Here is a 22,681-nt window from a genome sequence, read left to right on the forward strand (position 1 = left end):
CACGCCCAGCAGCTCCACGTCGAAGCACAGCGTCGCGTTCGGCGGGATCACGCCGCCCGCGCCGCGCGCGCCATAGCCCAGTTCGGCCGGGATGATGAGCGTGCGCTTGCCGCCGATCTTCATGCCCTGCACGCCTTCGTCCCAGCCGCGGATGACCATGCCGGCGCCCAGCTCGAACTCGAAGGGGTCGTTGCGGTCCTTGCTGGAGTCGAACTTGGTGGTCTTGGCGCCGTTCACCCACAGCCAGCCGGTGTAGTGCACGGTGACGTCCTGGCCGGCCGCCGCCGTCTTGCCGTCACCCACGACGGTGTCTTCGAACTGCAGGCCGCTGGGGGTGGTGTTCATGGGGGGATCCTTGCAATGGAAATGGGGAGGGCGGATTGTCGCTGGGCCTGCGCGCGTGGTCGTGGCTTACATCGGCTTGAAGCGCGACTGGAAGCTCTGGCTGACCGGCAGCCTCGCGTCGCTGCCCTTGAGCAGCACCTCCATGCCGGTCAACCGCCGCTCGACGCGGGCCACGTGCGCCAGGTTGACGACCACGGCTCGGTGGATCTGCCAGAACTGGCCGGGGTCCAACTGCGCCAGCAGGTCGCGCAGCGACAGCCGCAGCAGGAACTCGCCCTCAGCCGTCACAGCGCAGGTGTACTTGTTGTCGCTGCGGAAGTGCGTCACGTCGGCCGCCATGACGAGGTGCAGCCGCTCGCCCTGCGAGGCCTGCAGCCAGCGCAGCGGTGCTGCGGGTGGCGGCGGCATGCCGGCCGGTGCCAGCGTGGGCGGCGCCCACTGCTGCAGCCACTGCGCCAGTTGCGCCGGCGGCCACTGCAGGCGTTGCTGCAGCCGCTGCACGGTCTCGCGCAGTCGCGCTTCGGCCAGCGGCTTGAGCAGGTAGTCGATGGCGCCGTGCTCAAAGGCCTGCACCGCGTGCGCGTCGTAGGCCGTCACGAAGACGATGTGGGCCAGACCCTTCAGGCGCCGCGCCAGCGACAGGCCGTCCAGCCCCGGCAGGCGGATGTCGACGAACACGATGTCGGGGCGCAAGTCCAGCGCCAGTGCCAGGCCATGGTCGCCGTCCTCGGCATCGGCCAGCACCTGTAGCTGCGGCCACAGCTGGGCCAGCCCGTCGCGCAGCCGCTGACGGGGCAGGGCTTCGTCTTCGATGATGAGCGCGGTGGGGGTGTTCATGCGGTGGCAGTCCAGGGCAGGGTGATGCGGGCCAGCACGCCACCACCGTCGGCCTGCTGGATGCTCAAGTGTGCGGCGGGGCCGTAGAGGCTGGCTAGGCGGTCGCGCACGTTGGCCAGCCCCAGGCCCTGCGACGCGCCGGCGGCGGGCGAAGCGGGCTGCAGGCCGGCGCCGGTGTCGGCCACCTCCACCACCAGCCGCTCGCCATCGCGGCGCGCGCCGACTCGGATGCGGCCGCCGGCCGTCAGCGGCTCAATGCCGTGCCGCATCGCGTTCTCCACCAGCGTCAGCAGCATCAGCGGCGGCATGGCGTGGGCGGCGCAGTCGGCGTCGGCCTGCACGTGGAACTGCAGCCGTGCGCCCAGCCGCGTGGCCATCACGGTCAGATAGGCGCGGGTCAGTTCGAACTCATTGCCGACCGTGGACAGCGGCTCGCGCAGCGACGGCAGCGCCAGGCGCAGGTAGTCGTGCAGCTCGCCCAGAAAGCGCTCTGCCGTGGCGGGCTGTTGGCGGATCAGCTGCTGCAGGCTGGCCAGCGCATTAAACAGGAAGTGCGGCTCCACCTGGGCCTGCAGCGCCTTCAGCTCGGCCACGCTGACCTGGCGGGCCAGGTCGGCCATCGCCGCCTGCTGCTCGGCCTGGGCCACGCGCAGCCGCACGGCCTGCTCCTCGCGCCAGCGCCACCAGCGCAGCGGCAGGTGCACCAGCACCGCGAAGCCCCAGGCCGGCAGCGCCAGCCGCGCGACCTCCCAGGCCTGGCCCCAGGGCACGGCGCGCGGGCCCGGCACCAGCGCCAGCCCCAGCAGCGCGCCGGCGGCCGCGGCCACCGGCACGCCGACGGGCCACCACCGCCAGCGCAGCACCAGCAGCGCGGCGCTGTAGGCCAGCCACAGCTGGGCCGACAGCGCCAGCCAGCGCGCGCCGGGCCATTGCAGCGCGGCCAGCGCCCAGCCGGCCCAGAAGATCAGGCTGGGCAGCAGCGTGGCCAGCAGCCGGACGGGCAGGCGTTCAGTCAAGGCGGGCATTGGCGAGGGGTTGGGGCGGCACCTGCGCCATCACGCGGCGGCTCTCGGCGAAGCTCTGGCGGGCGCGGGCCCAGTCGATGTTCAGCGTGGTGGTCGTCACGGGCACGTCGCGGCCCACGACGTCGAAGCGCAGCTGGCGCGCCCACAGCTGGCCTTCGCCCACCAGCGCCAGGCCGACGCTGATCAGCGGCGCGTCGGCCGGCACGTCCATGACGACGCTGACCGGCCGCCAGTCGCCACCGGGGTGCACGGCGCTGCCGGGCGGCAGGCGGTGCTCCACGCCGGGGGCGCCCTCGGCCACGCGGTTGAGCATGCCGCCGTCGCCAGGCGTGAGGTAGATACCGGCCCACGGCGCGGCACCCTCGGCTCTCATCTCGGCGCTGAAGCGCACGCGCTGGCCGGCATAGCCGTAGGCCGGCTGCGTCAGCGCGCCGACGTTGGGGCCAAGCGGCAACTGCGGGCGCGTCGAGCGGATCGTCAGCGTGGGTGTGCCGGCGGCGTCGCCGACCGGGGTGAGGCCGATCTCGAAGCCGTTGCTGGTATCGGGCTTGTCGCTGTGAGAAATGGCGAAGACATGCCAGCCGTCCGGCACGCGGGGCGCGGCGGCGCTGACGCTGAGCACGAAGGCGGCCAGGGGAACGAGGGCCAGGGCGCGGTAGTCCATGAGGGGCTCCTGATTCGGGGTGTGGGGGGCTCAGCGCAGTGCCAGGTTGCTGGGCGGCGTGGGCTGGCCGGCCTGGGCGCGCTGGTTGCGCCCGATCAGTTCGCGCAGCGCGGCGGTCTGTGCGGCGGCGAAGCGGTGCGTCGTCAGCGGCGTGTCGATGCCGACGACCTCCAGCCTGAAGCCGCGTGCCCACACCTGCCCGTTGCCCAGCAGCGCCAGGCCCACCGTGGCGGCGCCCATGCCGTCGGCCGGGATGTCGGCGACGACGTTGACCTCGCACCATTCCGGGCATGCCGCGGCACCGGCCTGCGCGGAGGGCTCGGGTTCGTCGGCGCTCGTGGGCAGCAGGTACAGCGGCAGGAAGCCGTCGCGCACCACCAGCCCGGTCCAGCCGTCGGTGCCGGTGGCCTTGACCTCGGCCGTGAAGCGCACCCGCTTGCCGGTGTAGCCCACGACGCTCTGCCAGACGGCGCCCAGTTCGGTGGGCTGGCGATGGCCCAGCGATTGCACGGTCAGCGCGCGCGAGGCTTGCTGCTCGGTGGTGGGTGCCACGCCGTAGGCGTAGATGGGGGCGGCCGGCCAGGTGAGGCTGGCGCCCCCCTGCCAGCCATTGGGCAGGCGCAGGGGCTCGGCGCTGCTGGCGCTGAGCGCCAGCACGGCGATGGGAATGGCGAAGAGGCTGCGGTAGTCCATGGTGACGTGCGTGTTGGTGGCTGACGGGGCGAAGTGTCTGCACCGTCCGCCGGGGTGCCTAGCGCGCTGCGACGAGCGCCCAGCTCGGGCGACGAGGGCGAGCCGGTGGCGACGAGGGCATGTCGGCGTTTCAACGCCCCTGGCCGTACCGCGCCGCCCAGGCCTGCTGCGCGGCGGCCAGCGTGTGAGCCAAGCCCAGGTGCGCCGCCGGTGCCGGCAGCCCCAGCCGCACCGCAGCCTCGCGCAGCCGCGCGAGCGGGTCGGCGAGGTCGAGGGCCGCCGCGCCGTTCTGCTTGGACAGCTTGTGCCCGTCGGCCGCCAGCACCAGCGGCGTGTGCAGGTAGCGCGGTGTGGCCACGCCCAGCGCGCGCTGCAGCGCGATCTGGCGCGGCGTGTTGTCGGCCAGGTCTTCGCCGCGCACGACGTCGGTGATGCCCTGCTCGGCGTCGTCCACGACGACCGCGAGCTGGTAGGCCCACAGACCGTCGGCACGCTTCAGCACGAAGTCGCCGACGTCCGCGTCGAGGTCCTGCGACTGCGCGCCGAGCCGGCGGTCCTGCCAGGCGATGCAGCCTTGCACGCGGTAGCGCCAGGCGCGCGGCGTGCGAGCTCCGGTGCCTGCGCGGCAGGTGCCGGGGTAGACCAGCTCGCCGTGCTTGGGGCGCGGGCCAAGGCTGCGTTCGTAGGCGGCGGCGATCTCGGCACGCGTGCAGGCGCAGCCGTAGGCGTGGCCGGCGGCGATCAGGCTGTCCAGCGCTCCCTGGTAGCGGTCGCCGCGTTGCGATTGCCACACAGGCGTTTCGTCCGGGTGCAGGCCCAGCGTGGCGAGCTGGCTCAGGATGAACTCGCCCGTGCCCGGCGGGCAGCGCGGGCCGTCCACGTCCTCGATGCGCACCAGCCACTGGCCGCCGTGGGCGCGGGCGTCCAGCCAGCTGGCCAGCGCTGCCACCAGCGAACCGTCGTGCAGCGGGCCGGTGGGCGAGGGCGCGAACCGGCCCCGGTAGCGGCCGCTTCCGGTCACAGCACCAGGCCTTCGTGCTGCTCCAGCAGGGCGCGGCGTGTGGCCTCGCTGCGCAGCTTGTCCAGCCACCAGGCCAGGGCCTTGCCGGGCGCCTGGCCGGTGTCGCGCCAGGCGTAGTGCATGACACCCGAGCGCCGGCCCTCGTAGGTGGCCTTGCGCACGAGGCGGCCGGCGTCAAGGTGGCGGCGCACCATGCTGACGGGCAGCGAGCCGCAGCCCAGGCCGCGCAGAAGGGCTTCGAGCTTGGTGGCCATGGAGGGCATGGTCAACACGTCCTGCCCGGGCAGCAGGCCCACGGTGATGGGTGCCAGCGTGCGGGCGCTGTCGGCCACGGCCACGATGCGGTGTTCGGCGATCTGCGCGGCCGTCAGCGGCTCGGGCAGCTCGGCCAGCGGGTGGTGCGGCGCGACGCAGAACGCGAACTCCAGCTCGCCGGCCGGCTCGCAGTGGATGTTGCTGCTGGCGGCCTGCGCGGGCACGCCCAGTGCCAGGTCGGCCTGGCCGTGCAGCAGCGCCTCCCAGGTGCCGGCCAGCACCTCCACGCGCAGCTTCAGTCGCGTGGGCGGCGGCGTGCCGTCGTCCAGCCGCTGCGCGTAGAAGGCCTCCATCAGGTCGAACACGGCGCGGCGGGCGACGGCGTCGTCCATCACCAGCGTGAGCTCGCTCTCCCAGCCGGTGGCGATGCGGCGCACGCGGTTGGCCACGGCGTCCAGTTCCTGAAGCAGCCGCCGGCCTTCCACCAGCAGCTCCTGGCCGGCGGAGGTCAGCACGGCCTGGCGGGAGCTGCGGTCGAACAGCAGCACGTCCAGCGCGTCCTCCAGCTGGCGCACGGAGTAGGTCAGCGCCGACGGCACCCGGCCCATCTCGCGGGCGGCGGCGGCAAAACTGCCAGTGCGGGCAATGGTGTCCATCATGGACAGGGCCTCGGGGGTCAGGGCACGGCGCTTGTCTTGGGTCATCTGTTCAGTCTATTTGAACGGTGTCCTCAAGCCGTGCTGGTCGATGGCGGACAGGCCGGCTCCTACATTGACTCCATCGCCAACAAGCAAGGAGCCTGAGATGACCACCCAACTGATCAAGTCCAGCGACCGCGGCTACGCCGACCATGGCTGGCTGAAGTCCTTCCACAGCTTCTCGTTCGCCGACTACTACGACCCGGCCCGCATGGGCTTCGGTGCGCTGCGCGTCATCAACGAGGACAAGGTCGCCCCCGGCCGCGGCTTCGGCACGCACGGCCACCGCGACATGGAGATCATCAGCTACGTGCTGTCCGGCGAGCTGGCCCACAAGGACAGCATGGGCAACGGCGAGGTGGGCGGCGCCAACGCAGGCGTCATCCGCCCCGGCGACGTGCAGCGCATGAGCGCCGGCACCGGCGTCATGCACAGCGAGTTCAACCATGCCAAGGACGAGACGACGCACTTCCTGCAGATCTGGATCATGCCGGACCAGCGCGGCATTGCCCCGAGCTACGAGCAGAAGCACTTCGACCCGGCGTCCAAGCGCGGCAAGCTGCGGCTGGTCGCCGCCAACGATGGCGCCGACGGGGCCGTGACCATCCACGCGGATGCCAAGCTGTATGCCGGCTTGTTCGACGGCGCTGAGAGCGCCGAGCTGGCCCTGGACCTCACCCGTCTGGCCTATATCCACGTGGTGCGTGGATCGCTTAACGTCAACGGGCAAGACCTGACGGCGGGTGATGCCTTGCAGGTTCGTGAAGCATCGCGCCTCTCGCTTTCGGCCGGCAAGGACGCCGAGGTTCTCGTTTTTGACCTGGCCGCCTGATCTTTTTCACTCCAACCGAGGAAATCCACCATGAGCAAGATCGTTGTCCTGTACCACTCCGGCTACGGCCATACCAAGAAGGTCGCCGAGGCCGTCGCCGGCGCGGCTGGCGCGCAGCTGATCGCCATCGACGCCGAGGGCAACATCGGCGATGCCGACTGGGCCACGCTGGCCGCGGCCGACGGCATCGTCTTCGGCACGCCCACCTACATGGGCGGCCCGAGCTGGCAGTTCAAGAAGTTCGCCGACGCGAGCAGCAAGCCCTGGTATGCCCAGGTCTGGAAGGACAAGATCGCCGCCGGCTTCACCAACAGCGCCACGCTCAATGGCGACAAGCAGGGCACCATCCAGTACCTTCACGCGTTGAGCCAGCAGCACAGCATGATCTGGGTCGGCATGGGCATGAAGGCGCCCAACCACAAGGCCGCCACGCGCGACGACGTCAACAATCTCGGTGGCTACGCCGGCCTCATCACGGCCACGCCCAGCGACGCCTCGGCCGAGGAGATGGTGCCGGGTGACATTGCCACGGCCAAGGCCTTCGGCGAGCGCGTGAAGGCGGTCGTGGAGCGCTGGACTAAATAAGGCCCAGGTCGCGCGGGCTGGCGCCAGGAAAGACCTGCGCCAGCTGCGCGTCGTTCAGGCCGTACATTCGCCTGAACAGGCCACCCAGCGTCGCCCGCACCTCGTTGAGCACGGGCCAGTCGCGGTGCTGGTGCAGCGTGGCCGCGCTGACGGCCACCTGCTCGCCAGCGATGCGCCCGCCGCGCACGGCGCCGCCCAGCACCCAGTAGGCGCTGCCGTGGCCGTGGTCGGTGCCGCGGTTGCCGTTCTCGCGGAAGGTGCGGCCGAACTCGCTCATGACCACGACGACGGTGTGGCGCCATTGCGGCCCCATCTCGTCGGCAAACAGCGCCAGGCCGCGCCCCAGCTCGCCCAGCCGCGTGGCCAGCGTGCCGGTGGCGCCGCCCTGGCCCACGTGGGTGTCCCAGCCGCCCACGTCGATGAAGCCCAGCGTGACACGCTCGCGCATCAGCCGCGCGACGCGGCGCGCCTCCAGCGCAAATCCCTTGGGCGCGATGGCGCCACGACTGGCTGCCTGCATCTCTGCGGCCATGTCCTCGGACTTCATGCCGGCCATCTCTCGGGCGACCTCGTCGCGCACCTCGAAGCCGCCGCTCACCGCCTCGGCGAAGCGTGTGCCGGCGTACATGCCGCTGATGAGCTGGGCCTGGGCCGGCGTGATGGCCGGCTTGTTCACGTCGCGAAGCGCCTGGTTGGCCACGGGCTGCTCGCCGCGCAGGATCAGCGGCAGCTGGTCGGTGAAGGCCATGGCCTGCAGGCGCGTGGGGCTGCCCAGCACCGTGGCCAGCCGGTTCATGAAGCCGCTGCGGAAGTCGCGTGGCCCCTGCTCGGCCTGACCCAGCTCGATGTTGTCCTGCGTCTCGAAGTGGCTGCGCGACAGGTCGCGGCTGCCGGCAAACGGCACAAAGGCGGCCTGCTGGTGCCGCCACAGCGGGTGCACGCTGTCGGCCAGCGCGGGCGCCAGGCCCCAGTCGCTGTCCAGCGCCAGCGCGGCGCCCTTCGGGATCGCGATGTTGGGACGCGCCTCGGCATAGAAGGGCGCGGTGGGCACCAGCAGGTTGGCGGCGTCGTAGCCGCCGCGCAGGAACACCACCAGCAGGCGCGGCGTCTCGGGTGCGCCGGCCCACACGCGGGCGGGCAGTGCTGCGCCCAGGCCCAGTTGAAGCAGCAGTCGTCGGTCCATGGCGCTCACCTGTGCATGAGTTCGGGGGAAGACAGCAGCAGGCCGTTCCATTCCTGCTGCGAGCCGGCCGTGGCCAGTGCCTGCCGCGTGGCTGCGGCCAGGCGCGGCGCGATGGCGTCGAAGTACAGCGGCTGCGCCAGCTGCGGGAAGGCCGGCCGCTCGCGCGTGTCGCCCTCGGGCTTGAACAGGCCGGCGCTGCCGCTGCCCAGAGTGCGGGCGATCTCGAAGCGCGTATTCAGCTGGCCGGGGCCGGCCCAGGCGTTTTCGTCCAGCGGGTAGCCATCGGGCGTCTGTCGGTTGAAGGGCGACTGCCCCAACCGGGCCAGCCAGCCCAGCATGGGGCCGGTGTTGAGCACCACGCGGTCGCCATAGGCCAGCCGCACCGCGCCGAGCACGAAGTGCGCCGGGTCCTTGAACTTGACGCCCAGCGAGGCCTCGAACTCGGGCGCGCTGACCATGGTGCGCAGCACCTCGTCCAGCCGGCCGTCGGTCTGCTGCCAGCGCTGCACCATGCGCGCCACCAGCGCGGGCGGTGGCGTGTCGGCCACGAAGTACTGGGCCAGCTTGCGCGACACGTGGCGGGCGGTGCTGGGGTGGCGGGCCAGCAGGGCCAGCACCTGGTCCAGCTCGGCCTCGCCCTGGCCCTTGATGTTGACGCCCAGCAGCTGCTTGTCGCCGAAGTCGTGCCGCGCGGGGTGGAACTCGGTCAGCCCGGCCAGCCGGTAGCCGGCCTCGTGCTCGGGCTTGAGGCGGGGCTTGGTGCCGCTGGCGTTGACGCCCAGGCCGGTCAGCACGCGAGCGAGCTCCTGTACATCGCGCTGGCCGTAGCCGCCGTCCGCGCCCAGCGTGTGCAGCTCCAGCAGCTCGCGCGCGTAGTTTTCGTTGAGGCGGCCGGCGGCGTTCTGGTCGTTGTCCAGGTAGCGCAGCATGGCCGGGTGGCGGGCCGTGTAGCCCAGCAGGTCGCGGAAGCGCCCGAGCGAGCGCTCGTGCAGGCCCTGCTCGTAGTCGCCCACCATGGCGCGCAGGTTGTGCTTGTACTGGTGGACGTTGAAGTGGTTGAACCAGAACCAGCCCAGCTGTGCCTGCAGTTGCTGCGGGGCGTACAGCGCCCGCAGCAGCTGGCGCGTCGCGGCGTCGCGGGCCAAACGCGTCATGGCGGCCTGGTACTGCTTTTGCGCCTCGGCCTTGGCCGTGTCGTCGGTCAGCGCATCGGCGGCCTTGCGCTGGGCTTCCATGCGCTGCACCAGCGCGGGCAGCGGCTCGCGAAGGCTGGGCAGCGCGTCGAGCTGGGCCTGGGCCGCCTCGGGCAGCGGGGCGCTGGCGGCCGGCTGCAACTGGGCGTCCAGCCAGGTACTGCGGCCCTGGCGGCGCAGTTGCGCCAGGTCTGCGCTGCGGGCGCCCCAGGTCAGGCGGTCCAGCCACAGCGCATCCCGTGCCGGGTCTTGCCCCGCCGCAGGAGATGCAGGCGTCGTGGCACAGCCGGCGAGGGCCAGCGTGACAACGGCGGCAACCGTGGCGGCGAGGGTGAGGGCGAGCGTTCTCATGGCGGGCGCCATGATGGCGCGGCCGGGCTCGGCCGTCGATGGCGGCAACAAGACTTCACATGTCGTCGCTGCTGTCGCGCCTTGGCGCGGGCCGAGCGCCGGGCCGCCCCAAGCCGGTCCGCCAGGCGATTGACAAGCGGCTCGACGCCACTTGTATCGCCGCCCCTCGGGGGACCGACCCAAGCGCCTGCGTTCAGCAGGAGCGCTTGGGGCGAGGGGCCTGTTTACTTGATGTAGATCTTGTCGAACAGGCCGCCGTCGTCGAAGTGCGCCTTTTGCACCGTGCGCCAGTCGCCGAACAGCTCGCCCAGCGTGAACAGCTTGACCGGCTGGAAGGTCTTCGCGTACTTCGCCGCCACCTTGCCATCACGCGGACGGTAGTAGTTCTGCGCGGCCAGCTCCTGGCCCTCGGGGCCGTACAGGAACTCCAGGTAGGCCTGGGCCTGCTTGCGCGTGCCGCGCTTGTCCACCACCTTGTCCACCACCGCCACCGGCGGCTCCGCCAGGATGGACAGGCTGGGCGTGACGATCTCGAACTTCTCCGGGCCCAGCTCCTTCACGGCCAGAAAGGCTTCGTTCTCCCACGCAATCAGCACGTCGCCGATGCCGCGCTCCACGAAGGTCGTCGTGGAGCCGCGCGCGCCGGAGTCCAGCACCTTGACGTTGGCGAAGATCTTCTTGACGAACTCCTGCGCCGTGGCCGGCGTGCCGCCGTTCCTCAGGTTGTAGCCCCAGGCCGCCAGGTAGTTCCAGCGCGCGCCGCCGCTGGTCTTGGGGTTGGGCGTGATGACTTCGACGCCGGGCTTGGTCAGGTCGTTCCAGTCCTTGATGCCCTTGGGGTTGCCCTTGCGCACGAGGAAGACGATGGTGGACGTGTAGGGGCAGGCGTTCTGCGGCAGGCGCTTCTGCCAGTCCAGTGGCAGCAGCTTGTGGTCGGCTACGGCGTCAATGTCGTAGGCCAGGGCCAGCGTCACGACATCCGCCTCCAGCCCGTCGATGACGGAGCGGGCCTGCTTGCCCGAGCCGCCGTGCGAGGCCTTGATGGTGATGGTCTCGCCGGTCTTGGCCTTCCAGTGGGCGCTGAAAGCCTTGTTGAAGTCCTGGTAGAGCTCGCGCGTCGGGTCGTAGGAGACGTTGAGCAGCGTGGTCTGGGCGAGGGCGCCGGTGGCGGCGAGAGTCAGGGCGAGGGTGGCGAGAACGGTTCGCATGAGAGGCCTGCTGAAGTGATGGGGCTCACTCTAGGGAGGCCGCCTGTCGCTCACAACGAAGGCTTGCGCAGCTGCTCATGCGGTTTTCGTTGCAGGGGCCGGGCCATGTGTCAGCTTGGTGATATGGCGGCCACACGCTGGAAACCCGGCCTCCCTAAAGTGGCCGCGAGACCCCAACGACGCCGCCGTGCAGGCGGCCTGCACCATGCGTTCCACTGCTGAATCCCCCGCCCGCCCCGATGCCGACCGCCGCCGCCTGCTGGGCGCGTTCGGTGCCTTGTGCGCGCCGGCCGCCGGCCAGGCGGCCGATGGCGCCGTGCCGGTGGCCACGGCCACGGCGCTGGAGGCCGAACTACAGCGACTGGCGGGCCAGGCGGCGGCCGGCTGCAGCGTCGTCGCCCATGAAACCGAAGGGCCGTTCCCTCTGCGCGCGGCGCTGGCCGGCTCGGCGCTGCTGCGCAGCGACATGACCGAGGGCCGCCCCGGTGTGCCGCTGACGCTGCGCGTCGTCGTGACGGATGCGAGCCGGCGCTGCGCCCCGCTGGCGGGCGCCTGGGTCTACCTGTGGCATTGCGATAAGGACGGCGCCTACTCCGGCGACGAGCAGGCCGCCGCCGGCGCTGCCCAGCCCTCGACCTTCATGCGGGCCGTGCAGCGCTGCGATGCCGACGGCGCGGTGACGTTTCACACCGTCTACCCCGGCTGGTACGAGGGCCGCATCACCCACATCCACTGCATGGTGTTCCTGCCCGGCAGCGCCTTGTCGGCACGCAGCGCGTCGGTGGCGACGACGCAGTTCGCGTTCCCGCCGCTGGTGACAGACGCCGTCTACGCCAGCCCGCTGTACGGCCAGGGCCCCAACACCTCGGTGCGCAGCTTTGCCGAGGACATGGTGTTCGCTGACGGCACGGGCACCGAGATGCTGGCGCTGTCGGGCAGCGTGGCGGCCGGCTACCTGGCCGGTATCACGCTGGCGGTGGACCCAGCCGCGCCGCCGCGGGCGGAGCTGCTGGGCGAGCCGGGCGGCCCCGGCCGGGGCCCGCGTCCACCGGACGGCGCGTTGCCACCCCTGCCGCCCGGCCTGGGGCTGCGGCCCCTGCCTGGCGGGCCGGGACCGCGCCCGCGCCGGCCGGGTTGATCAGCCGCCCACGGCGCGCAGCAGCGGTGGCAGCGTGTCGGCGCTGTCGTCCGCCGTCAGCTGGCGCTGCGCGTCCACCACCTCGCGGGTCAGCGGCGAGGCGAAGGTCTGGATGAAGGCGTACACGTAGTCGCGCAGGTAGGCGCTGCGGCGAACGGCCAGCCGCGTCATGTTGTCGGCGAACAGGTGGCGCGCGTCCAGCGCGCGCAGCTGGCGGTCGCGCTCGTCGTCGAATGCGATGGCCGCGACGATGCCCACGCCCAGGCCCAGCTCCACGTAGGTCTTGATGACGTCGGCATCCATCGCGCTGAGCACGATGTGCGGCGCGAGCTGCGCGCTGGCGAAGGCCTCGTCGATGTGCGAGCGGCCGGTGTAGCCAGGCTCGTAGGTGATGATGGGGAACTGCGCCAGCCGGGCCAGCGTGAGCGGGCCGTCCAGCAGCGGATGGCCCGGCGGTACGACGACCGAATGCGTCCAGCGGTAGCAGGGCAGGGCGATCAGCTCGGGGTACTCGGCCAGTGCCTCGGTGGCGATGCCCACGTCTGCCTCGCCGTCCAACAGCAGCCGCGCGATCTGTTGCGGCGAGCCCTGCTGCAGGTGCAGGCTGACGTCGGGGTGGTGGGCGCGGAAGTCGCGCACGGCCGGTGGCAGCGCGTAGCGGGCCTGGCTGTGCGTGGCGGCGATGCGCAGCCGGCCGCTGCCGGCCTGCGCGAAGTCGTCGGCCGCGCGCTTGAGGTTCTCGGCCTCCTGCAGCAGCCGCTCGATGACAGGCAGCACGTGTTCGCCCGGTTCTGTCAGGCCCGTGAGGCGCTTGCCCACGCGCACGAACAGCTCGATGCCCAGTTCTTCCTCCAGCTCGCGGATCTGCCGGCTGACGCCGGGCTGGGACGTGTGCAACGCCTGGGCGACCTCGGTCAAATTGAAGCCGCGGCGCTGGGCTTCGCGGACGGAACGGAGCTGCTGAAAGTTCATGCGGCGGCATTCTGGAGAGACGGCGCGCGGCTGTCGTCGAACGAATCGCGATATCGATATGCAAATCCCGACACCATCGTCGGGCTTGCCGACTCACTACAGTCGCGGCTTCCCGCACTTGGAGATCTGCGATGACCCGTCCGCACGAGATTCCGGCCGAGGCCTGGCCGCTGTTCGACCGCTATGTGCATGGCGACCTGAGCCGGCGCGGCTTTCTGGATCAGGCGGCGCGCTTTGCAGGCGGCCCGGCTGGCGCCGCCGCGCTGCTGGCTGCGCTGAGCCCCAGCTTCGCGGCCGCGCAGCAGGTCAGGCCCGATGACGCGCGCCTTGCCACGCGCCGCCAGGCCTTTGCGTCGCCGGACGGCAATGGCGAAGTGAAGGGCTATCTCGCCAAGCCGGCGGGTGCGACGGGCAAGCTGCCGGCCGTGCTGGTGATCCACGAGAACCGTGGCCTGAACCCGCACATCGAGGACATCGCTCGCCGCGTGGCACTGGCGGGTTATGTTGCCTATGCGCCCGACGCGCTGACGCCGCTGGGCGGCTACCCCGGCACCGAGGACGAGGCGCGTGCCCTGTTCCAGAAGCTGGACCCTGCCAAGGCGCGGGCCGACATCGTCGCCAGCGCCCGCGCGCTGCTGACGCTGCCGGAATCCACCGGCAAGGTGGGCGCGGTGGGCTTCTGCTGGGGCGGGGCGCTGTCCAGCCATGTCGCCACCCAGGTGCCCGAGCTGGCCGTGGCCGTGCCGTTCTACGGCGGTGCGCCGGCCGCCGAGGAGGTGGCTCGCATCAAGGCGCGGCTGCAGCTGCACTACGCGGCCAACGACGAGCGCGTGAACGCCACCTGGCCGGCCTACGAGGCGGCGCTGAAGGCCGCCGGCACGCGCTACGAGATGTTCAGCTATGCCGGCACGCAGCACGGCTTCAACAACGACACGACACCTCGCTACGACGCGGCCGCCGCGCAGTTGGCGTGGGAGCGCATGCTGGCGGTGTTCAAGGCCACGCTGGCGTAGAGCGGGTTGCAACCCGCCATCGGTTGGCTGCCGCAGCGCCGGTGGACCCGGCGATCTCGCCGTTCAACGGGGCATCCGCTCAGGGTTCACGAGCCAGCTGCTCGCGTGTAGGCGAGCCCGATGCAGCCAAGCCCGCTCAGGCTCAAGGCCGCCAGCGTCAGGGCCATGCCCAGCAGTTGCGTGCTGCGGCCGCCCCAGCCCAGCACGCCTGCGGCATGCAGCAGCCGCCCCAGCAGCAAGCTCATGCCAAGCATCACGAGCCAGGCCGGCGCGACGCCGCTCAGTTCAAGCAATAGCATCAGGAGCAGCGCCATCGGCGCCGTCTCGCTGAAGTTGCCGTGGGCCCGAATACGCCTGAGGAGCGTGCGGTCACCACCATCCAGGAAGTTGATGCCCGAGCGCACGCGTTGGGCGATCACGAGTGCGGTCAGCATGCACTGCAGCAGGGCGCAGGTGCCCGCGAACAGCAAGGTCCAGTGAACAGGTGCAGCTGACAAGAAGCACTCCTTCCGGGGAGAGATGGTGTCAGGCGGATTGCAGCACGACCTGCTCCAGGCGTTGCATCGACTTGGGCAGGTCTTTGCGCATGCCCGACCCGATGACGCGGCCGAAGAACCACCCGAGGGCGCCCTTGAAGACGACCCGATGCGTCGCCAGTGTGCCGCCACCGGTGGGGTGAAGCTCGTACTCGAAGCGCATCGTGCACAGCGGCAGCCTGCACTCCACGGCGAAGCCTTGATCGAGCTTCACGTCGACGAAGCGGACCGTCGATTTCGGACCGGACTTGGGCTCCACCACGCCGGTTGCGCCACTGACGAAGGCGCCGTCGAGGGACGACGCCTTGAGGTCGGCGTCCCAGTCGCGCCAAGAGGCTACGTCGGCGTAGCGAGCAAAGATGCGCGCGGGGGCGGCCGCGATGCGCTGGGTGTGTTCGAACTGCATGTTTTTTCCCTGTTGGGTGTGAAGGCGTTGCTGGTGAGTGTCAGAGCGGCGAGAAGGCCACCTGCCGGACTTCGATGACACCGAACTGCGCGGCTGGGCATTGGGCCGCCCAGCCGGTGGCCTCGGGTTCGCCGGGGACATCGATGAGGTAGTAGCCGCCGATCTGGGTATCGCCGGGCAGGGCCGGGCCATCTTCGGTCTGGATGCGGCCGGCCTTGGCGAAGACGCGCTGCGAGGTTTCAGGGGGCGCCAGTTGCCCGGCTGCGAGCAGCACGCCAGCCTGGATGAGCTGATGGTTGAAACCCATCATGGCCTCCATCATGCGCGCCGCGTCTGCGGCGGTAACCGTTGCCAGGGCGGCGGGCTTGAACTGGCACATCAGCAGGAATTTCATGGTGTCTTCCGAAGGAGGGTGAAGGGGCCGGAAAGCTGTTTCAGAGGCGGCTGCAGTGGCCTTGTCTGCCACCGTGGGTGCACGATAGGTGCAGGGTATTGCGTAGCCAATGGGTGTAATGATTCATGCAGTGCAAAGTTTTACTTTTGGATTGGCAGTGCTGAGGCAGAATTCCGGCGGTGCACAGCTTGCGCGGCATCCTGAACTTCACCCGTGCTGCGGAGCTCGGCAGCTTTGCTGCGGCGGGCCGGGAGCTGGGCGTGAGCGCCGTGGCCGTCAGCCAGAACATCAGCCGGCTCGAAACGGCGCTGGGCGTGCGCCTGCTGGCGCGCAGCACGCGCGCCCTGGCCCTGACGTCAGAGGGCGAGGCCTTTCTGGCGCAGTGCCGCGAGCCGCTGGCGGCGCTGGACTTCGCCTGCCGCAGCGCCCATGACGACGCGCGTCTGGCCAGCGGCCTGGTGCGTGCGAGCCTGGTGTCGCCGGTGGCGTTCCTGTACCTGGTGCCGCTGCTGCCGGTGTTCTTCAAGCGCTATCCGCAGATCAGGCTGGAACTGGAGCTCAGTGAAGACAGCAGCCCGCTGATTGCCAAGCGCTTCGATGTCGGCATCCGGGTGGGTGCCATGCAGGACGCCGATTTCGTGGCGCGCGCACTGGGGCCTTTGCGCTTGCCGCTCTGTGCATCGCCTGACTACCTGGCCGCCCATGGCGTGCCTGCGGACCTGGATGCCTTGTCGGCGCCCGGCCACGCGTTGCTGGCACTGCAGCTCAGTGGGCAGGCTCAGCCCGTGCCCTTTGTCCTGCAGGCCCGCAGCGACGGTGCACGCGCCGTGCAACTGTTGCCGACGGCGGGGCGTTGTCGGCTGGCGTGCAACGACTACCGCAGCCTGCTGCACGCATGCACCAGCGGGCTGGGCATTGCACAACTGCCCCAGCCGCTGGCCTTGGCCAGCCTGCGCTCGGGCGCGTTGCGTTGCGTGCTGCCAGGCCATGCGCCGGAAGGCTGGCAGCTGTTCATCCACTTCCCGAGTCGCAAGCAGCTACCTGCTCGTGTTCGCGCCTTCGTCGATTTCTGCATCGAGCACTTTGGCGGTCATGCCGATCTGAGCGCCGACCTGGCGGAGTTTGTGCCGCTGGCGTGACTGCGGCGGGGGGGGGGGCGAGGGCGAACGGCGCTCACCCCCTCAGATGGCGAAGGTCCACTCGCGAAACTCCGCGTGGCGGGGCCGGTGCTCGGCGGCCGCGCGGGCGCGCGCCGCCTCGATCCAGCTCTTGGCTACTGGCAAGGGCCCGAAGCCGGCCTCCGCGTTGATGTGACCCACGGCGCCGAGGTTGCTGTAGCTGGCGCCCCAGCGGTGCGCCCAGCGGGCGGCGCTGGCGGCGCTCATCCACGGGTCGTTGCTGCTGGCGATGAGTCGTGAGCGGCGCGGCAGGCGGTGATGGGGCAGGGCCTCGGCCAGGCCGAAGCGGTCGGGCTCGGCCGGGGCGACGAACAGCGCCTCGCGGATGAGCGAGTCGGGGTGCTCGGCCAGGTGGCGGGCCAGCGCCAGGCAGCCGAAGCTGTGGGCCACGGCCAGCCATTCGCCATCGCCCGCCACTTCCAGCGTGCGCTGGATGCGCTCGGCCCAGCGCTCCAGCTCGGGGCGGCTGGGGTCGCGCTGCGTGACGCGGCGGGCGTCGCGGTACTGGCCTTGCAGCCAGGTCTGCCAGTGCGTCGGGCCGCTGTCGTGCAAGCCCGGGATGACGAGGATGCGGGGTGGCTTGTAGCTCATGGCCCGGGCCTCACAGCGTCGCGATGGACACCTCGGTGGACTTGACCAGGGCGACGACCTCGCGGCCGACTTCCAGGCCGAGATCCTTCACCGAGCGCGTGGTGATGACCGACGTGACGACATCACCGCTGCGGGTGATGACGTCGACTTCGGAGACGACCGGGCCTTCGATGATTTCCTTGATGGTGCCGCGGAACTGGTTGCGGACGTTGATGGCAGTGATGGTCACGGTGGGACTCTCCTGGTTGGATGGGTCCAGTGTGCTCATCGCCGCTTCGTTAGGGAAAGAAGAGTTTTGCTGTGGGCTATGCGTGGGGCGAGGAAGAGGGCTGGGTTGCTTTGGAGAGCGAGCTGCTCACCGCTGCTATGCCGGGAGTCCGGCCCGCTTGGGCGGACTCCCGGCAGCTCGACACCGAGTCGAAAGGCTTCAGGCAGACAGCACCAACAGTGCTGCCAGTAACCTCAGATGCCCGCGCCCGCCTCGAACAAGCTCAATCGCGCTGCGCTCAGCTTCACCCGCTGCCCGCCCTGCAACCGCAGGCCCTCGGCTTCCTCTCGCGTCAGCTCCGCTTCCAGCGGCTGCCCGTCCGGCCCGATCAGCTCCACGCGGGCGCTGGCGCCGAACGACAGCACACGCTCGACCGTCGCAGACAAACCATGCGCCGACTCGTCAGTCTGGATCTGCAGCTCATGCGGCCGCGCATAGGCCTGCACCTCGCCCTCGCCATGCGAGCCCGCATGCGGCAGCTGGTGCTCGCCGATGTGCAGCACGCCGCCGCGTGAATGCCCGACAAAGCGGTTGACTGCACCCAGGAAGCCGTAGACGAACGGCGTGGCCGGGCGCTCGTAGACCTCCTGCGGCGTGCCGACCTGTTCCACGCGGCCGTGGTCCATCAGCACGATGCGGTCGGCCACTTCCAGCGCTTCGTCCTGGTCGTGCGTGACGAAGATGCTGGTGATGTGCAGCTCGTCATGCAGCCGGCGAAGCCAGCGGCGCAGCTCTTTGCGGACCTTGGCGTCCAGCGCGCCGAACGGTTCGTCCAACAGCAGCACGCGCGGCTCCACGGCCAAGGCGCGGGCCAGTGCGATGCGCTGGCGCTGGCCGCCAGACAGTTGCGGCGGGAAGCGGTCGCCCAGCCAGTCCAGCTGCACGAGCTTGAGAAGCTCGGTGACGCGCTTCTTGATCTCGGCTTCGGGCAGGCGCTGCTTGCGGGGCTTCACGCGCAGGCCGAACGCGACGTTGTCGAACACCGTCATGTGGCGGAACAGCGCGTAGTGCTGGAACACGAAGCCGACTTGGCGCTCGCGCACGTGGGTGTCCGAGGCGTCCTGACCGTCCAGCAGCACGCGACCGGCGTCGGCCTGTTCGAGGCCCGCAATGATGCGCAGCAGCGTCGTCTTGCCGCAGCCCGACGGGCCCAGCAGCGCGACGAGTTCGCCGCGCGGGAAGTCCAGGCTGACGTCGCCGAGAGCGGTGAAGTTGCCGAAGCGCTTGTGGATGTTCTGAACCTGGATGCCCATCATTCGTTCCCGTGCGACTGGCTCGCGCGCCACTCGATAAATTGCTTGATCACCAGCGTCACCAGCGCAAGCAGCGCCAGCAGCGAGGCCACGGCAAAGGCGGCGGCGAACTGGTATTCGTTGTAGAGGATCTCGACGTGCAGCGGCAGCGTGTTCGTCAGGCCGCGGATGTGGCCGGAGACCACCGATACGGCGCCGAACTCGCCCATCGCCCGCGCGTTGCAGAGGATGACGCCGTACAGCAGGCCCCACTTGATGTTGGGCAGCGTGACGCGGCGGAAGGTCTGCCAGCCGCTGGCGCCCAGCACGGTGGCGGCTTCCTCCTCGTCCTTGCCCTGGGCCTGCATCAGCGGGATGAGCTCGCGGGCTACGAACGGGAAGGTCACGAACACGGTGGCCAGCACGATGCCGGGCACGGCGAAGATGATCTTCACGTCGTGCTCTTGCAGCCAGGGGCCGAACCAGCCGTTGGCACCGAACACCAGCACGTACATCAGGCCCGCCACGACGGGCGAGACCGAGAACGGCAGGTCGATCAGCGTGATCAGGAACTGCTTGCCTGGGAACTCGTGCTTGGCGATCAGCCAGGCCGCGCTGACGCCGAACACGAGGTTCAGCGGCACGGCGATGGCGGCTGCGATCAGCGTCAGCTTGATGGCCGAGAAGGTCTCGGGGTCCGCCAGCGATGAGAAGTACAACTCCCAGCCTTTGCGCAGTGCCTCGGTGAACACGGCCACCAGTGGTAGTAGCAGGAAGATGGCGAAGAAGCCCAGCGCCAGCGTCAGCAGCGTGAACCGCACCAGCGGCGATTCGCGCGTGGCGGGGTTGTCCTGGTACTTGGCGCGGGCACGGGCCGGCGCGAGATGGAGGGCCGTGCTCATCGGGCCTCCCGCCGGGCCGCCCCAAGGGAGGCCAGCCCCCTCGGGGGGCAGTGAACGAAGTGAACGTGGGGGCTCATCGTGTTCCTCGTTTGCTGGTCCAGGCCTGCAGCCCGTTGATGATGAGCAGCAGCACGAAGCTGAAGATCAGCATGACGGCCGCGATGGCGGTGGCACCGACGTAGTCGTACTGCTCCAGCTTGGAGATGATCATCAGCGGCGTGATCTCGCTGACCATCGGGATGTTGCCGGCGATGAAGATCACCGAGCCGTACTCGCCGACGGCGCGCGCAAAGGCCAGCGCGAAGCCGGTCAGCAGCGCCGGCAGCAGCGTGGGCAATACGACGAAGCGGAAGGTCGTCCAGCGCTGTGCGCCCAGGCTCGCGGCGGCTTCTTCCAGCTCGGTCTCCATGTCCTCCAGCACCGGTTGCACGGTGCGGACAATGAAGGGCAGGCCGATGAAGATCAGCGCCAGCAGCACGCCCAGCGGCGTGAAGGCGATCTTGGTGCCCTCGGGGCCGAACAGGAAGGCCAGCGCGCCGCCCGGCGCGAACAGCGAGCCGACCCAGCCGTTGGGCGCGTACAGCGCCGTCAGTGCGATGCCGGCGACAGCGGTGGGCAGCGCGAAGGGCAGGTCGATGAGGGCGTCGACCAGCTTCTTGCCCGGGAACTCGTAGCGCACGATGCACCAGGCCAGCATCAACCCGAACACGAGGTTGACGAGCGCGGCGATCAGCGAGGCGCCGAAACTGAGCTTGTACGACGCGATGACGCGTGGCGACGTGGCGGCGGCCCAGAAGGCGTCCAGGCCGTGACCCGACGACTTCAGGAACACCGCGGCCAGCGGGATCAGCACGATGAGGGACAGGTAGAACAGCGTGAAGCCGAGCGTCGGCGCGAAGCCGGGGAGCACGCGGCGTCTACCCAGGGAGAAGGAAGCCATGTCGTTGTGATCGGTTTTGCATGTGGGGGCCGAGTGCCGGCCCGCGTGGGCGATGTGCGAGCGGCTGAACGCCGCGGCCATCGCCATCCCCTCAGGGGATCGACCAGACCCTCCCGCGTTCAGCGCGGCGGGCTGGGCGAGGGGCTAACAGTCCTACCGTTTGATGCTCGCCATCACCTGGTCAAACGAGCCGCCGTCCGCAAAATGCTGCTTGCTGACCTTGGCCCAGCCGCCCAGCGTCTGGTCCACCGTGAACAGCTTGATGTTGGCGAAGCGCTGCTGGTGCTTCTTGAAGATGGCCGGGTCGCGCGGGCGGAAGTTGTTCTTGGCGATGATTTCCTGCGCTTCCGGGCTCCAGTGGAAGTCCAGGTAGGCCTTGGCCAGCGCGGCCGTGCCCTTCTTGGCGGCGACCTTGTCGACCAGCGCGACCGGCGCGTCCGTCTCGATGGAGATGCTGGGGTTGACCTGCTCGAAGTTGCCCTTGCCGAATTCGTTCTCGATCAGCTCCACCTCGGCCTCGAAGGTGACGAGCACGTCACCGATGCCGCGTTGTGTGAAGGTGGTCGTCGCGCCGCGGCCGCCGCCGTCCAGCACGGGCACGTTGGTCAGCACCCGCGTGACCAAGTCCTTGGCCTGCGCCTCGGTGCCGCCATTGGCGATGACGCTGCCCCAGATGGCCAGGTAGCTGTAGCGGCCGTTGCCCGTCACCTTGGGGTTGGGCAGGATGACCTGCACGCCGGGGCGGGCCAGGTCGGTCCAGTCCTTGATGCCCTTGGGGTTGCCCTTGCGCACCAGGAAGGTCATCGTCGACGAATAGGGTGCCGCGGCGTTGGGGAAGCGGCTGCGCCAGTCGGCCGGCGTGAAGCCGCTGCTGGCGAGCTGGTCCACGTCGGTGGCCTGGTTCATCGTCACCACGTCGGCTTCAAGGCCGCCGATGACGGCGCCGATCTGCTTGCTGGAGCCGCCGTGGCTCTGGTTCACGGCGACGGTCACGCCCTTGGCCTTCTGGGCGGCGATGAAGGCCGGATTGATCTGCTTGTACAGCTCGCGGGCCACGTCGTAGGAGACGTTCAACAGCGTCGGGTCCGCGGCGAGCGCGGGCAGCGAGGCGGAGGCCGTGAGCAGGGCGAGCGCGGTGCGGCGGGTCAGCAGGGAGAGGGGCATGTCGTGACCATCGGTGGAAAGAAAGCCGAGAGGGTGCCCGAAGTCCCTTATTCGCCAAAGGACAGTTTGCTTATTTCCTTATGCGCTCCCGGCTTTGTCGCCGTGCAAGGCCGCGTCGGCATCAGGCGACTTTCCCAGATGCAAAGCCGGGACCCGGTGGCGCGCGTTACATTGCCGGCCGCATGGCGCCGCCCGGCGCCGAGAAAGAAGCCCTGACATGAGCGTCGACACCTCTCAGCCCATCGCCCACGCCTTTACCGCCGCCCGCGCCGCCGGCCGCTCGTTGCCTGCCTATCCGGGCACGCCGCCCGCGACGTTGGCCGAGGCCTATGCCATCCAGGCCACCGCGATCGCCCGCTGGCCCGACGCCGTGGCCGGCTGGAAGGTCGCCCGCGTGAACCCGGCTTTCGCCACGCAGTTCCCCGAGGAGCGCCTGATCGGCCCGGCCTTCGCCGCCAACGTCCATCGCGTCGGCCCCGGCGGCACGGCGCAGTGCCCGGTGTTTGACGGCGGCTTCGCAGCCGTCGAGGCCGAGATCGTCATCGTCGTGGCGGAGGGCGCGCCTGCCGGCAAGTCCGACTGGACTGCGGACACCGTCGCCCCCTTCGTGCAGTCCATGCACATCGGTGTGGAGGTCGCCAGCAGCCCGCTGGCCACGCTGAACGACATCGGCCCCGGCGCCGTGATCTCCGACTTCGGCAACAACTGGGGCGTGGTCGTCGGCGCCGAGATCCCCCACTGGCGCGAGCTGGAAACCATAGCCGTCGAGACCTTCATCGACGGCCAGTCGGTCGGCAGCGGCAAGGTCGCCATCAAGCCGGGCCCACTGGGCGCGCTGGCCTTCACGTTGAACAAGCGGGCGCAGCAGGGCCAGGTGCTCAAGGCGGGTGACGTGATCTCCACCGGCATGATCACCGGCGTGCATGACATCCGCATCGGCCAACAGTCGCGGCACGTGTTCGCCGGCTGCGGCGAGCTGCAGGTGCAGATCACCCGCGCCTGAGCGCGACATCGAGGGCAGGGCAGGCCGGCGGCTTGCCCCGCGCGCCGGTGAGGC

General features: G+C 70.1%; 25 protein-coding genes and 1 pseudogene. 6 read left to right on the top strand and 20 right to left on the bottom strand.

Annotation, left to right across the window (positions count from 1 at the left end; all coding sequences use genetic code 11):
• From ACG0Z3_RS01360 to ACG0Z3_RS01390, 7 genes and pseudogenes are all read right to left on the bottom strand, one after another.
• A pseudogene (locus ACG0Z3_RS01360) lies at positions 1–345 on the bottom strand (FKBP-type peptidyl-prolyl cis-trans isomerase); the annotation flags it as partial.
• Positions 346–411: 66 nt separating this feature from the next.
• A complete protein-coding gene (locus tag ACG0Z3_RS01365; RefSeq protein ID WP_394394656.1) occupies positions 412–1,182 on the bottom strand; it encodes a LytR/AlgR family response regulator transcription factor in 771 nt (256 codons plus the stop codon).
• Positions 1,179–2,198: a sensor histidine kinase gene (locus tag ACG0Z3_RS01370; protein WP_394394657.1), complete on the bottom strand. Its 1,020-nt coding sequence runs from the start codon at positions 2,196–2,198 to the stop codon at positions 1,179–1,181. Before ACG0Z3_RS01370 ends, ACG0Z3_RS01365 begins: the two co-directional genes overlap by 4 nt.
• Positions 2,191–2,871: a hypothetical protein gene (locus ACG0Z3_RS01375; RefSeq protein WP_394394658.1), complete on the bottom strand. Its 681-nt coding sequence runs from the start codon at positions 2,869–2,871 to the stop codon at positions 2,191–2,193. The genes ACG0Z3_RS01370 and ACG0Z3_RS01375 overlap by 8 nt, the downstream gene beginning before the upstream one ends.
• 30 nt (positions 2,872–2,901) lie before the next feature.
• Positions 2,902–3,564 carry a hypothetical protein gene (locus ACG0Z3_RS01380; protein ID WP_394394659.1) on the bottom strand — a complete coding sequence of 221 codons (663 nt, stop codon included), beginning with the start codon at positions 3,562–3,564 and terminating at the stop codon, positions 2,902–2,904.
• Positions 3,565–3,694: 130 nt separating this feature from the next.
• Positions 3,695–4,585: a tRNA glutamyl-Q(34) synthetase GluQRS gene (gene gluQRS, locus ACG0Z3_RS01385; RefSeq protein WP_394394660.1), complete on the bottom strand. Its 891-nt coding sequence runs from the start codon at positions 4,583–4,585 to the stop codon at positions 3,695–3,697.
• Positions 4,582–5,544 carry a LysR family transcriptional regulator gene (locus ACG0Z3_RS01390; RefSeq protein ID WP_394394661.1) on the bottom strand — a complete coding sequence of 321 codons (963 nt, stop codon included), beginning with the start codon at positions 5,542–5,544 and terminating at the stop codon, positions 4,582–4,584. Before ACG0Z3_RS01390 ends, gluQRS begins: the two co-directional genes overlap by 4 nt.
• Positions 5,545–5,644: 100 nt before the next feature.
• Between ACG0Z3_RS01390 and ACG0Z3_RS01395 the strand changes: the two genes are divergently transcribed.
• Both ACG0Z3_RS01395 and ACG0Z3_RS01400 read left to right on the top strand, forming a co-directional pair.
• Positions 5,645–6,370, top strand: coding sequence for a pirin family protein (locus ACG0Z3_RS01395; protein ID WP_394394662.1), 726 nt, complete (start codon positions 5,645–5,647; stop codon positions 6,368–6,370).
• A 30-nt stretch (positions 6,371–6,400) separates the two neighbouring features.
• Positions 6,401–6,955: a flavodoxin family protein gene (locus tag ACG0Z3_RS01400; RefSeq protein WP_394394664.1), complete on the top strand. Its 555-nt coding sequence runs from the start codon at positions 6,401–6,403 to the stop codon at positions 6,953–6,955.
• Here ACG0Z3_RS01400 and ACG0Z3_RS01405 read toward each other — a convergent pair.
• The 3 genes from ACG0Z3_RS01405 to ACG0Z3_RS01415 all read right to left on the bottom strand — a co-directional run bounded on the left by ACG0Z3_RS01405 (position 6,948) and on the right by ACG0Z3_RS01415 (position 10,890).
• Positions 6,948–8,138, bottom strand: a complete 1,191-nt coding sequence (locus tag ACG0Z3_RS01405; protein WP_394394666.1) for a DUF1501 domain-containing protein — start codon at positions 8,136–8,138, stop codon at positions 6,948–6,950. The two genes, ACG0Z3_RS01400 and ACG0Z3_RS01405, sit on opposite strands and share 8 nt — an antisense overlap.
• 5 nt (positions 8,139–8,143) lie before the next feature.
• Positions 8,144–9,682 carry a DUF1800 domain-containing protein gene (locus tag ACG0Z3_RS01410; protein ID WP_394394667.1) on the bottom strand — a complete coding sequence of 513 codons (1,539 nt, stop codon included), beginning with the start codon at positions 9,680–9,682 and terminating at the stop codon, positions 8,144–8,146.
• Positions 9,683–9,906: 224 nt separating this feature from the next.
• Positions 9,907–10,890 carry a sulfate ABC transporter substrate-binding protein gene (locus ACG0Z3_RS01415; RefSeq protein ID WP_394394669.1) on the bottom strand — a complete coding sequence of 328 codons (984 nt, stop codon included), beginning with the start codon at positions 10,888–10,890 and terminating at the stop codon, positions 9,907–9,909.
• Between the two features lie 205 nt (positions 10,891–11,095).
• On the opposite strand from ACG0Z3_RS01415, the gene ACG0Z3_RS01420 reads away from it, so the two are divergent.
• Positions 11,096–12,028 carry a dioxygenase family protein gene (locus ACG0Z3_RS01420; protein ID WP_394394671.1) on the top strand — a complete coding sequence of 311 codons (933 nt, stop codon included), beginning with the start codon at positions 11,096–11,098 and terminating at the stop codon, positions 12,026–12,028.
• On the opposite strand, the gene ACG0Z3_RS01425 is transcribed toward ACG0Z3_RS01420, so the two are convergent.
• Entirely contained in the window at positions 12,029–13,000 is a 972-nt protein-coding gene (locus ACG0Z3_RS01425; RefSeq protein ID WP_394394673.1) for a CysB family HTH-type transcriptional regulator, read from the bottom strand.
• Between the two features lie 131 nt (positions 13,001–13,131).
• On the opposite strand from ACG0Z3_RS01425, the gene ACG0Z3_RS01430 reads away from it, so the two are divergent.
• A complete protein-coding gene (locus ACG0Z3_RS01430; protein ID WP_394394675.1) occupies positions 13,132–14,013 on the top strand; it encodes a dienelactone hydrolase family protein in 882 nt (293 codons plus the stop codon).
• An 86-nt stretch (positions 14,014–14,099) separates the two neighbouring features.
• On the opposite strand, the gene ACG0Z3_RS01435 is transcribed toward ACG0Z3_RS01430, so the two are convergent.
• The 3 genes from ACG0Z3_RS01435 to ACG0Z3_RS01445 are packed head-to-tail and all read right to left on the bottom strand — an operon-like array spanning position 14,100 to position 15,349.
• On the bottom strand, positions 14,100–14,510 hold the full coding sequence (locus ACG0Z3_RS01435) for an MAPEG family protein (RefSeq protein ID WP_394394676.1): 411 nt from the start codon (positions 14,508–14,510) through the stop codon (positions 14,100–14,102).
• Positions 14,511–14,538: 28 nt separating this feature from the next.
• Positions 14,539–14,955 (bottom strand): SRPBCC family protein, encoded by a 417-nt coding sequence (locus ACG0Z3_RS01440; protein WP_394394677.1) that lies wholly within the window; start codon positions 14,953–14,955, stop codon positions 14,539–14,541.
• A 40-nt stretch (positions 14,956–14,995) separates the two neighbouring features.
• Positions 14,996–15,349 carry a YciI family protein gene (locus ACG0Z3_RS01445; protein WP_394394678.1) on the bottom strand — a complete coding sequence of 118 codons (354 nt, stop codon included), beginning with the start codon at positions 15,347–15,349 and terminating at the stop codon, positions 14,996–14,998.
• A 179-nt stretch (positions 15,350–15,528) separates the two neighbouring features.
• Between ACG0Z3_RS01445 and ACG0Z3_RS01450 the strand changes: the two genes are divergently transcribed.
• Complete coding sequence (locus tag ACG0Z3_RS01450) at positions 15,529–16,488, top strand: LysR family transcriptional regulator (protein ID WP_394394679.1); 960 nt, start codon at positions 15,529–15,531, stop codon at positions 16,486–16,488.
• Positions 16,489–16,530: 42 nt separating this feature from the next.
• Here ACG0Z3_RS01450 and ACG0Z3_RS01455 read toward each other — a convergent pair whose 3' ends face one another.
• From ACG0Z3_RS01455 to ACG0Z3_RS01480, 6 genes are all read right to left on the bottom strand, one after another.
• Positions 16,531–17,118 (bottom strand): RBBP9/YdeN family alpha/beta hydrolase, encoded by a 588-nt coding sequence (locus ACG0Z3_RS01455; protein ID WP_394394680.1) that lies wholly within the window; start codon positions 17,116–17,118, stop codon positions 16,531–16,533.
• Between the two features lie 10 nt (positions 17,119–17,128).
• Entirely contained in the window at positions 17,129–17,347 is a 219-nt protein-coding gene (locus ACG0Z3_RS01460) for a TOBE domain-containing protein (protein ID WP_394394681.1), read from the bottom strand.
• A gap of 233 nt (positions 17,348–17,580) precedes the next feature.
• Positions 17,581–18,639 carry a sulfate/molybdate ABC transporter ATP-binding protein gene (locus ACG0Z3_RS01465; protein ID WP_394394682.1) on the bottom strand — a complete coding sequence of 353 codons (1,059 nt, stop codon included), beginning with the start codon at positions 18,637–18,639 and terminating at the stop codon, positions 17,581–17,583.
• Positions 18,639–19,520, bottom strand: a complete 882-nt coding sequence (cysW, locus tag ACG0Z3_RS01470) for a sulfate ABC transporter permease subunit CysW (protein ID WP_394394683.1) — start codon at positions 19,518–19,520, stop codon at positions 18,639–18,641. The genes ACG0Z3_RS01465 and cysW overlap by 1 nt, the downstream gene beginning before the upstream one ends.
• Positions 19,521–19,593: 73 nt before the next feature.
• Positions 19,594–20,460 (bottom strand): sulfate ABC transporter permease subunit CysT, encoded by an 867-nt coding sequence (cysT, locus tag ACG0Z3_RS01475; protein ID WP_394394684.1) that lies wholly within the window; start codon positions 20,458–20,460, stop codon positions 19,594–19,596.
• A gap of 153 nt (positions 20,461–20,613) precedes the next feature.
• Positions 20,614–21,624 carry a sulfate ABC transporter substrate-binding protein gene (locus ACG0Z3_RS01480; protein WP_394394685.1) on the bottom strand — a complete coding sequence of 337 codons (1,011 nt, stop codon included), beginning with the start codon at positions 21,622–21,624 and terminating at the stop codon, positions 20,614–20,616.
• Between the two features lie 217 nt (positions 21,625–21,841).
• On the opposite strand from ACG0Z3_RS01480, the gene ACG0Z3_RS01485 reads away from it, so the two are divergent.
• Positions 21,842–22,627, top strand: coding sequence for a 2-keto-4-pentenoate hydratase (locus ACG0Z3_RS01485; protein ID WP_394394686.1), 786 nt, complete (start codon positions 21,842–21,844; stop codon positions 22,625–22,627).
• Positions 22,628–22,681 lie beyond the last annotated feature (54 nt).

It is taken from the genome of Pelomonas margarita (assembly GCF_043555875.1).
Taxonomy (GTDB): Bacteria; Pseudomonadota; Gammaproteobacteria; order Burkholderiales; family Burkholderiaceae_C; genus Pelomonas; species Pelomonas margarita.

What these genes read in the sequence shown, in the direction of transcription:
- ACG0Z3_RS01425 (WP_394394673.1), bottom strand. Translation starts at nt 13,000, where the DNA reads ATGAACTTTCAGCAGCTCCGTTCCGTCCGCGAAGCCCAGCGCCGCGGC.
- ACG0Z3_RS01445 (WP_394394678.1), bottom strand. Translation starts at nt 15,349, where the DNA reads ATGAAATTCCTGCTGATGTGCCAGTTCAAGCCCGCCGCCCTGGCAACG.
- cysT (WP_394394684.1), bottom strand. Translation starts at nt 20,460, where the DNA reads ATGGCTTCCTTCTCCCTGGGTAGACGCCGCGTGCTCCCCGGCTTCGCG.
- ACG0Z3_RS01375 (WP_394394658.1), bottom strand. Translation starts at nt 2,871, where the DNA reads ATGGACTACCGCGCCCTGGCCCTCGTTCCCCTGGCCGCCTTCGTGCTC.
- ACG0Z3_RS01380 (WP_394394659.1), bottom strand. Translation starts at nt 3,564, where the DNA reads ATGGACTACCGCAGCCTCTTCGCCATTCCCATCGCCGTGCTGGCGCTC.
- ACG0Z3_RS01410 (WP_394394667.1), bottom strand. Translation starts at nt 9,682, where the DNA reads ATGAGAACGCTCGCCCTCACCCTCGCCGCCACGGTTGCCGCCGTTGTC.
- ACG0Z3_RS01400 (WP_394394664.1), top strand. Translation starts at nt 6,401, where the DNA reads ATGAGCAAGATCGTTGTCCTGTACCACTCCGGCTACGGCCATACCAAG.
- ACG0Z3_RS01405 (WP_394394666.1), bottom strand. Translation starts at nt 8,138, where the DNA reads ATGGACCGACGACTGCTGCTTCAACTGGGCCTGGGCGCAGCACTGCCC.
- ACG0Z3_RS01480 (WP_394394685.1), bottom strand. Translation starts at nt 21,624, where the DNA reads ATGCCCCTCTCCCTGCTGACCCGCCGCACCGCGCTCGCCCTGCTCACG.
- cysW (WP_394394683.1), bottom strand. Translation starts at nt 19,520, where the DNA reads ATGAGCACGGCCCTCCATCTCGCGCCGGCCCGTGCCCGCGCCAAGTAC.
- ACG0Z3_RS01465 (WP_394394682.1), bottom strand. Translation starts at nt 18,639, where the DNA reads ATGGGCATCCAGGTTCAGAACATCCACAAGCGCTTCGGCAACTTCACC.
- ACG0Z3_RS01420 (WP_394394671.1), top strand. Translation starts at nt 11,096, where the DNA reads ATGCGTTCCACTGCTGAATCCCCCGCCCGCCCCGATGCCGACCGCCGC.
- ACG0Z3_RS01485 (WP_394394686.1), top strand. Translation starts at nt 21,842, where the DNA reads ATGAGCGTCGACACCTCTCAGCCCATCGCCCACGCCTTTACCGCCGCC.
- ACG0Z3_RS01390 (WP_394394661.1), bottom strand. Translation starts at nt 5,544, where the DNA reads ATGACCCAAGACAAGCGCCGTGCCCTGACCCCCGAGGCCCTGTCCATG.
- ACG0Z3_RS01455 (WP_394394680.1), bottom strand. Translation starts at nt 17,118, where the DNA reads ATGAGCTACAAGCCACCCCGCATCCTCGTCATCCCGGGCTTGCACGAC.
- ACG0Z3_RS01395 (WP_394394662.1), top strand. Translation starts at nt 5,645, where the DNA reads ATGACCACCCAACTGATCAAGTCCAGCGACCGCGGCTACGCCGACCAT.
- ACG0Z3_RS01365 (WP_394394656.1), bottom strand. Translation starts at nt 1,182, where the DNA reads ATGAACACCCCCACCGCGCTCATCATCGAAGACGAAGCCCTGCCCCGT.
- ACG0Z3_RS01430 (WP_394394675.1), top strand. Translation starts at nt 13,132, where the DNA reads ATGACCCGTCCGCACGAGATTCCGGCCGAGGCCTGGCCGCTGTTCGAC.
- ACG0Z3_RS01415 (WP_394394669.1), bottom strand. Translation starts at nt 10,890, where the DNA reads ATGCGAACCGTTCTCGCCACCCTCGCCCTGACTCTCGCCGCCACCGGC.
- ACG0Z3_RS01440 (WP_394394677.1), bottom strand. Translation starts at nt 14,955, where the DNA reads ATGCAGTTCGAACACACCCAGCGCATCGCGGCCGCCCCCGCGCGCATC.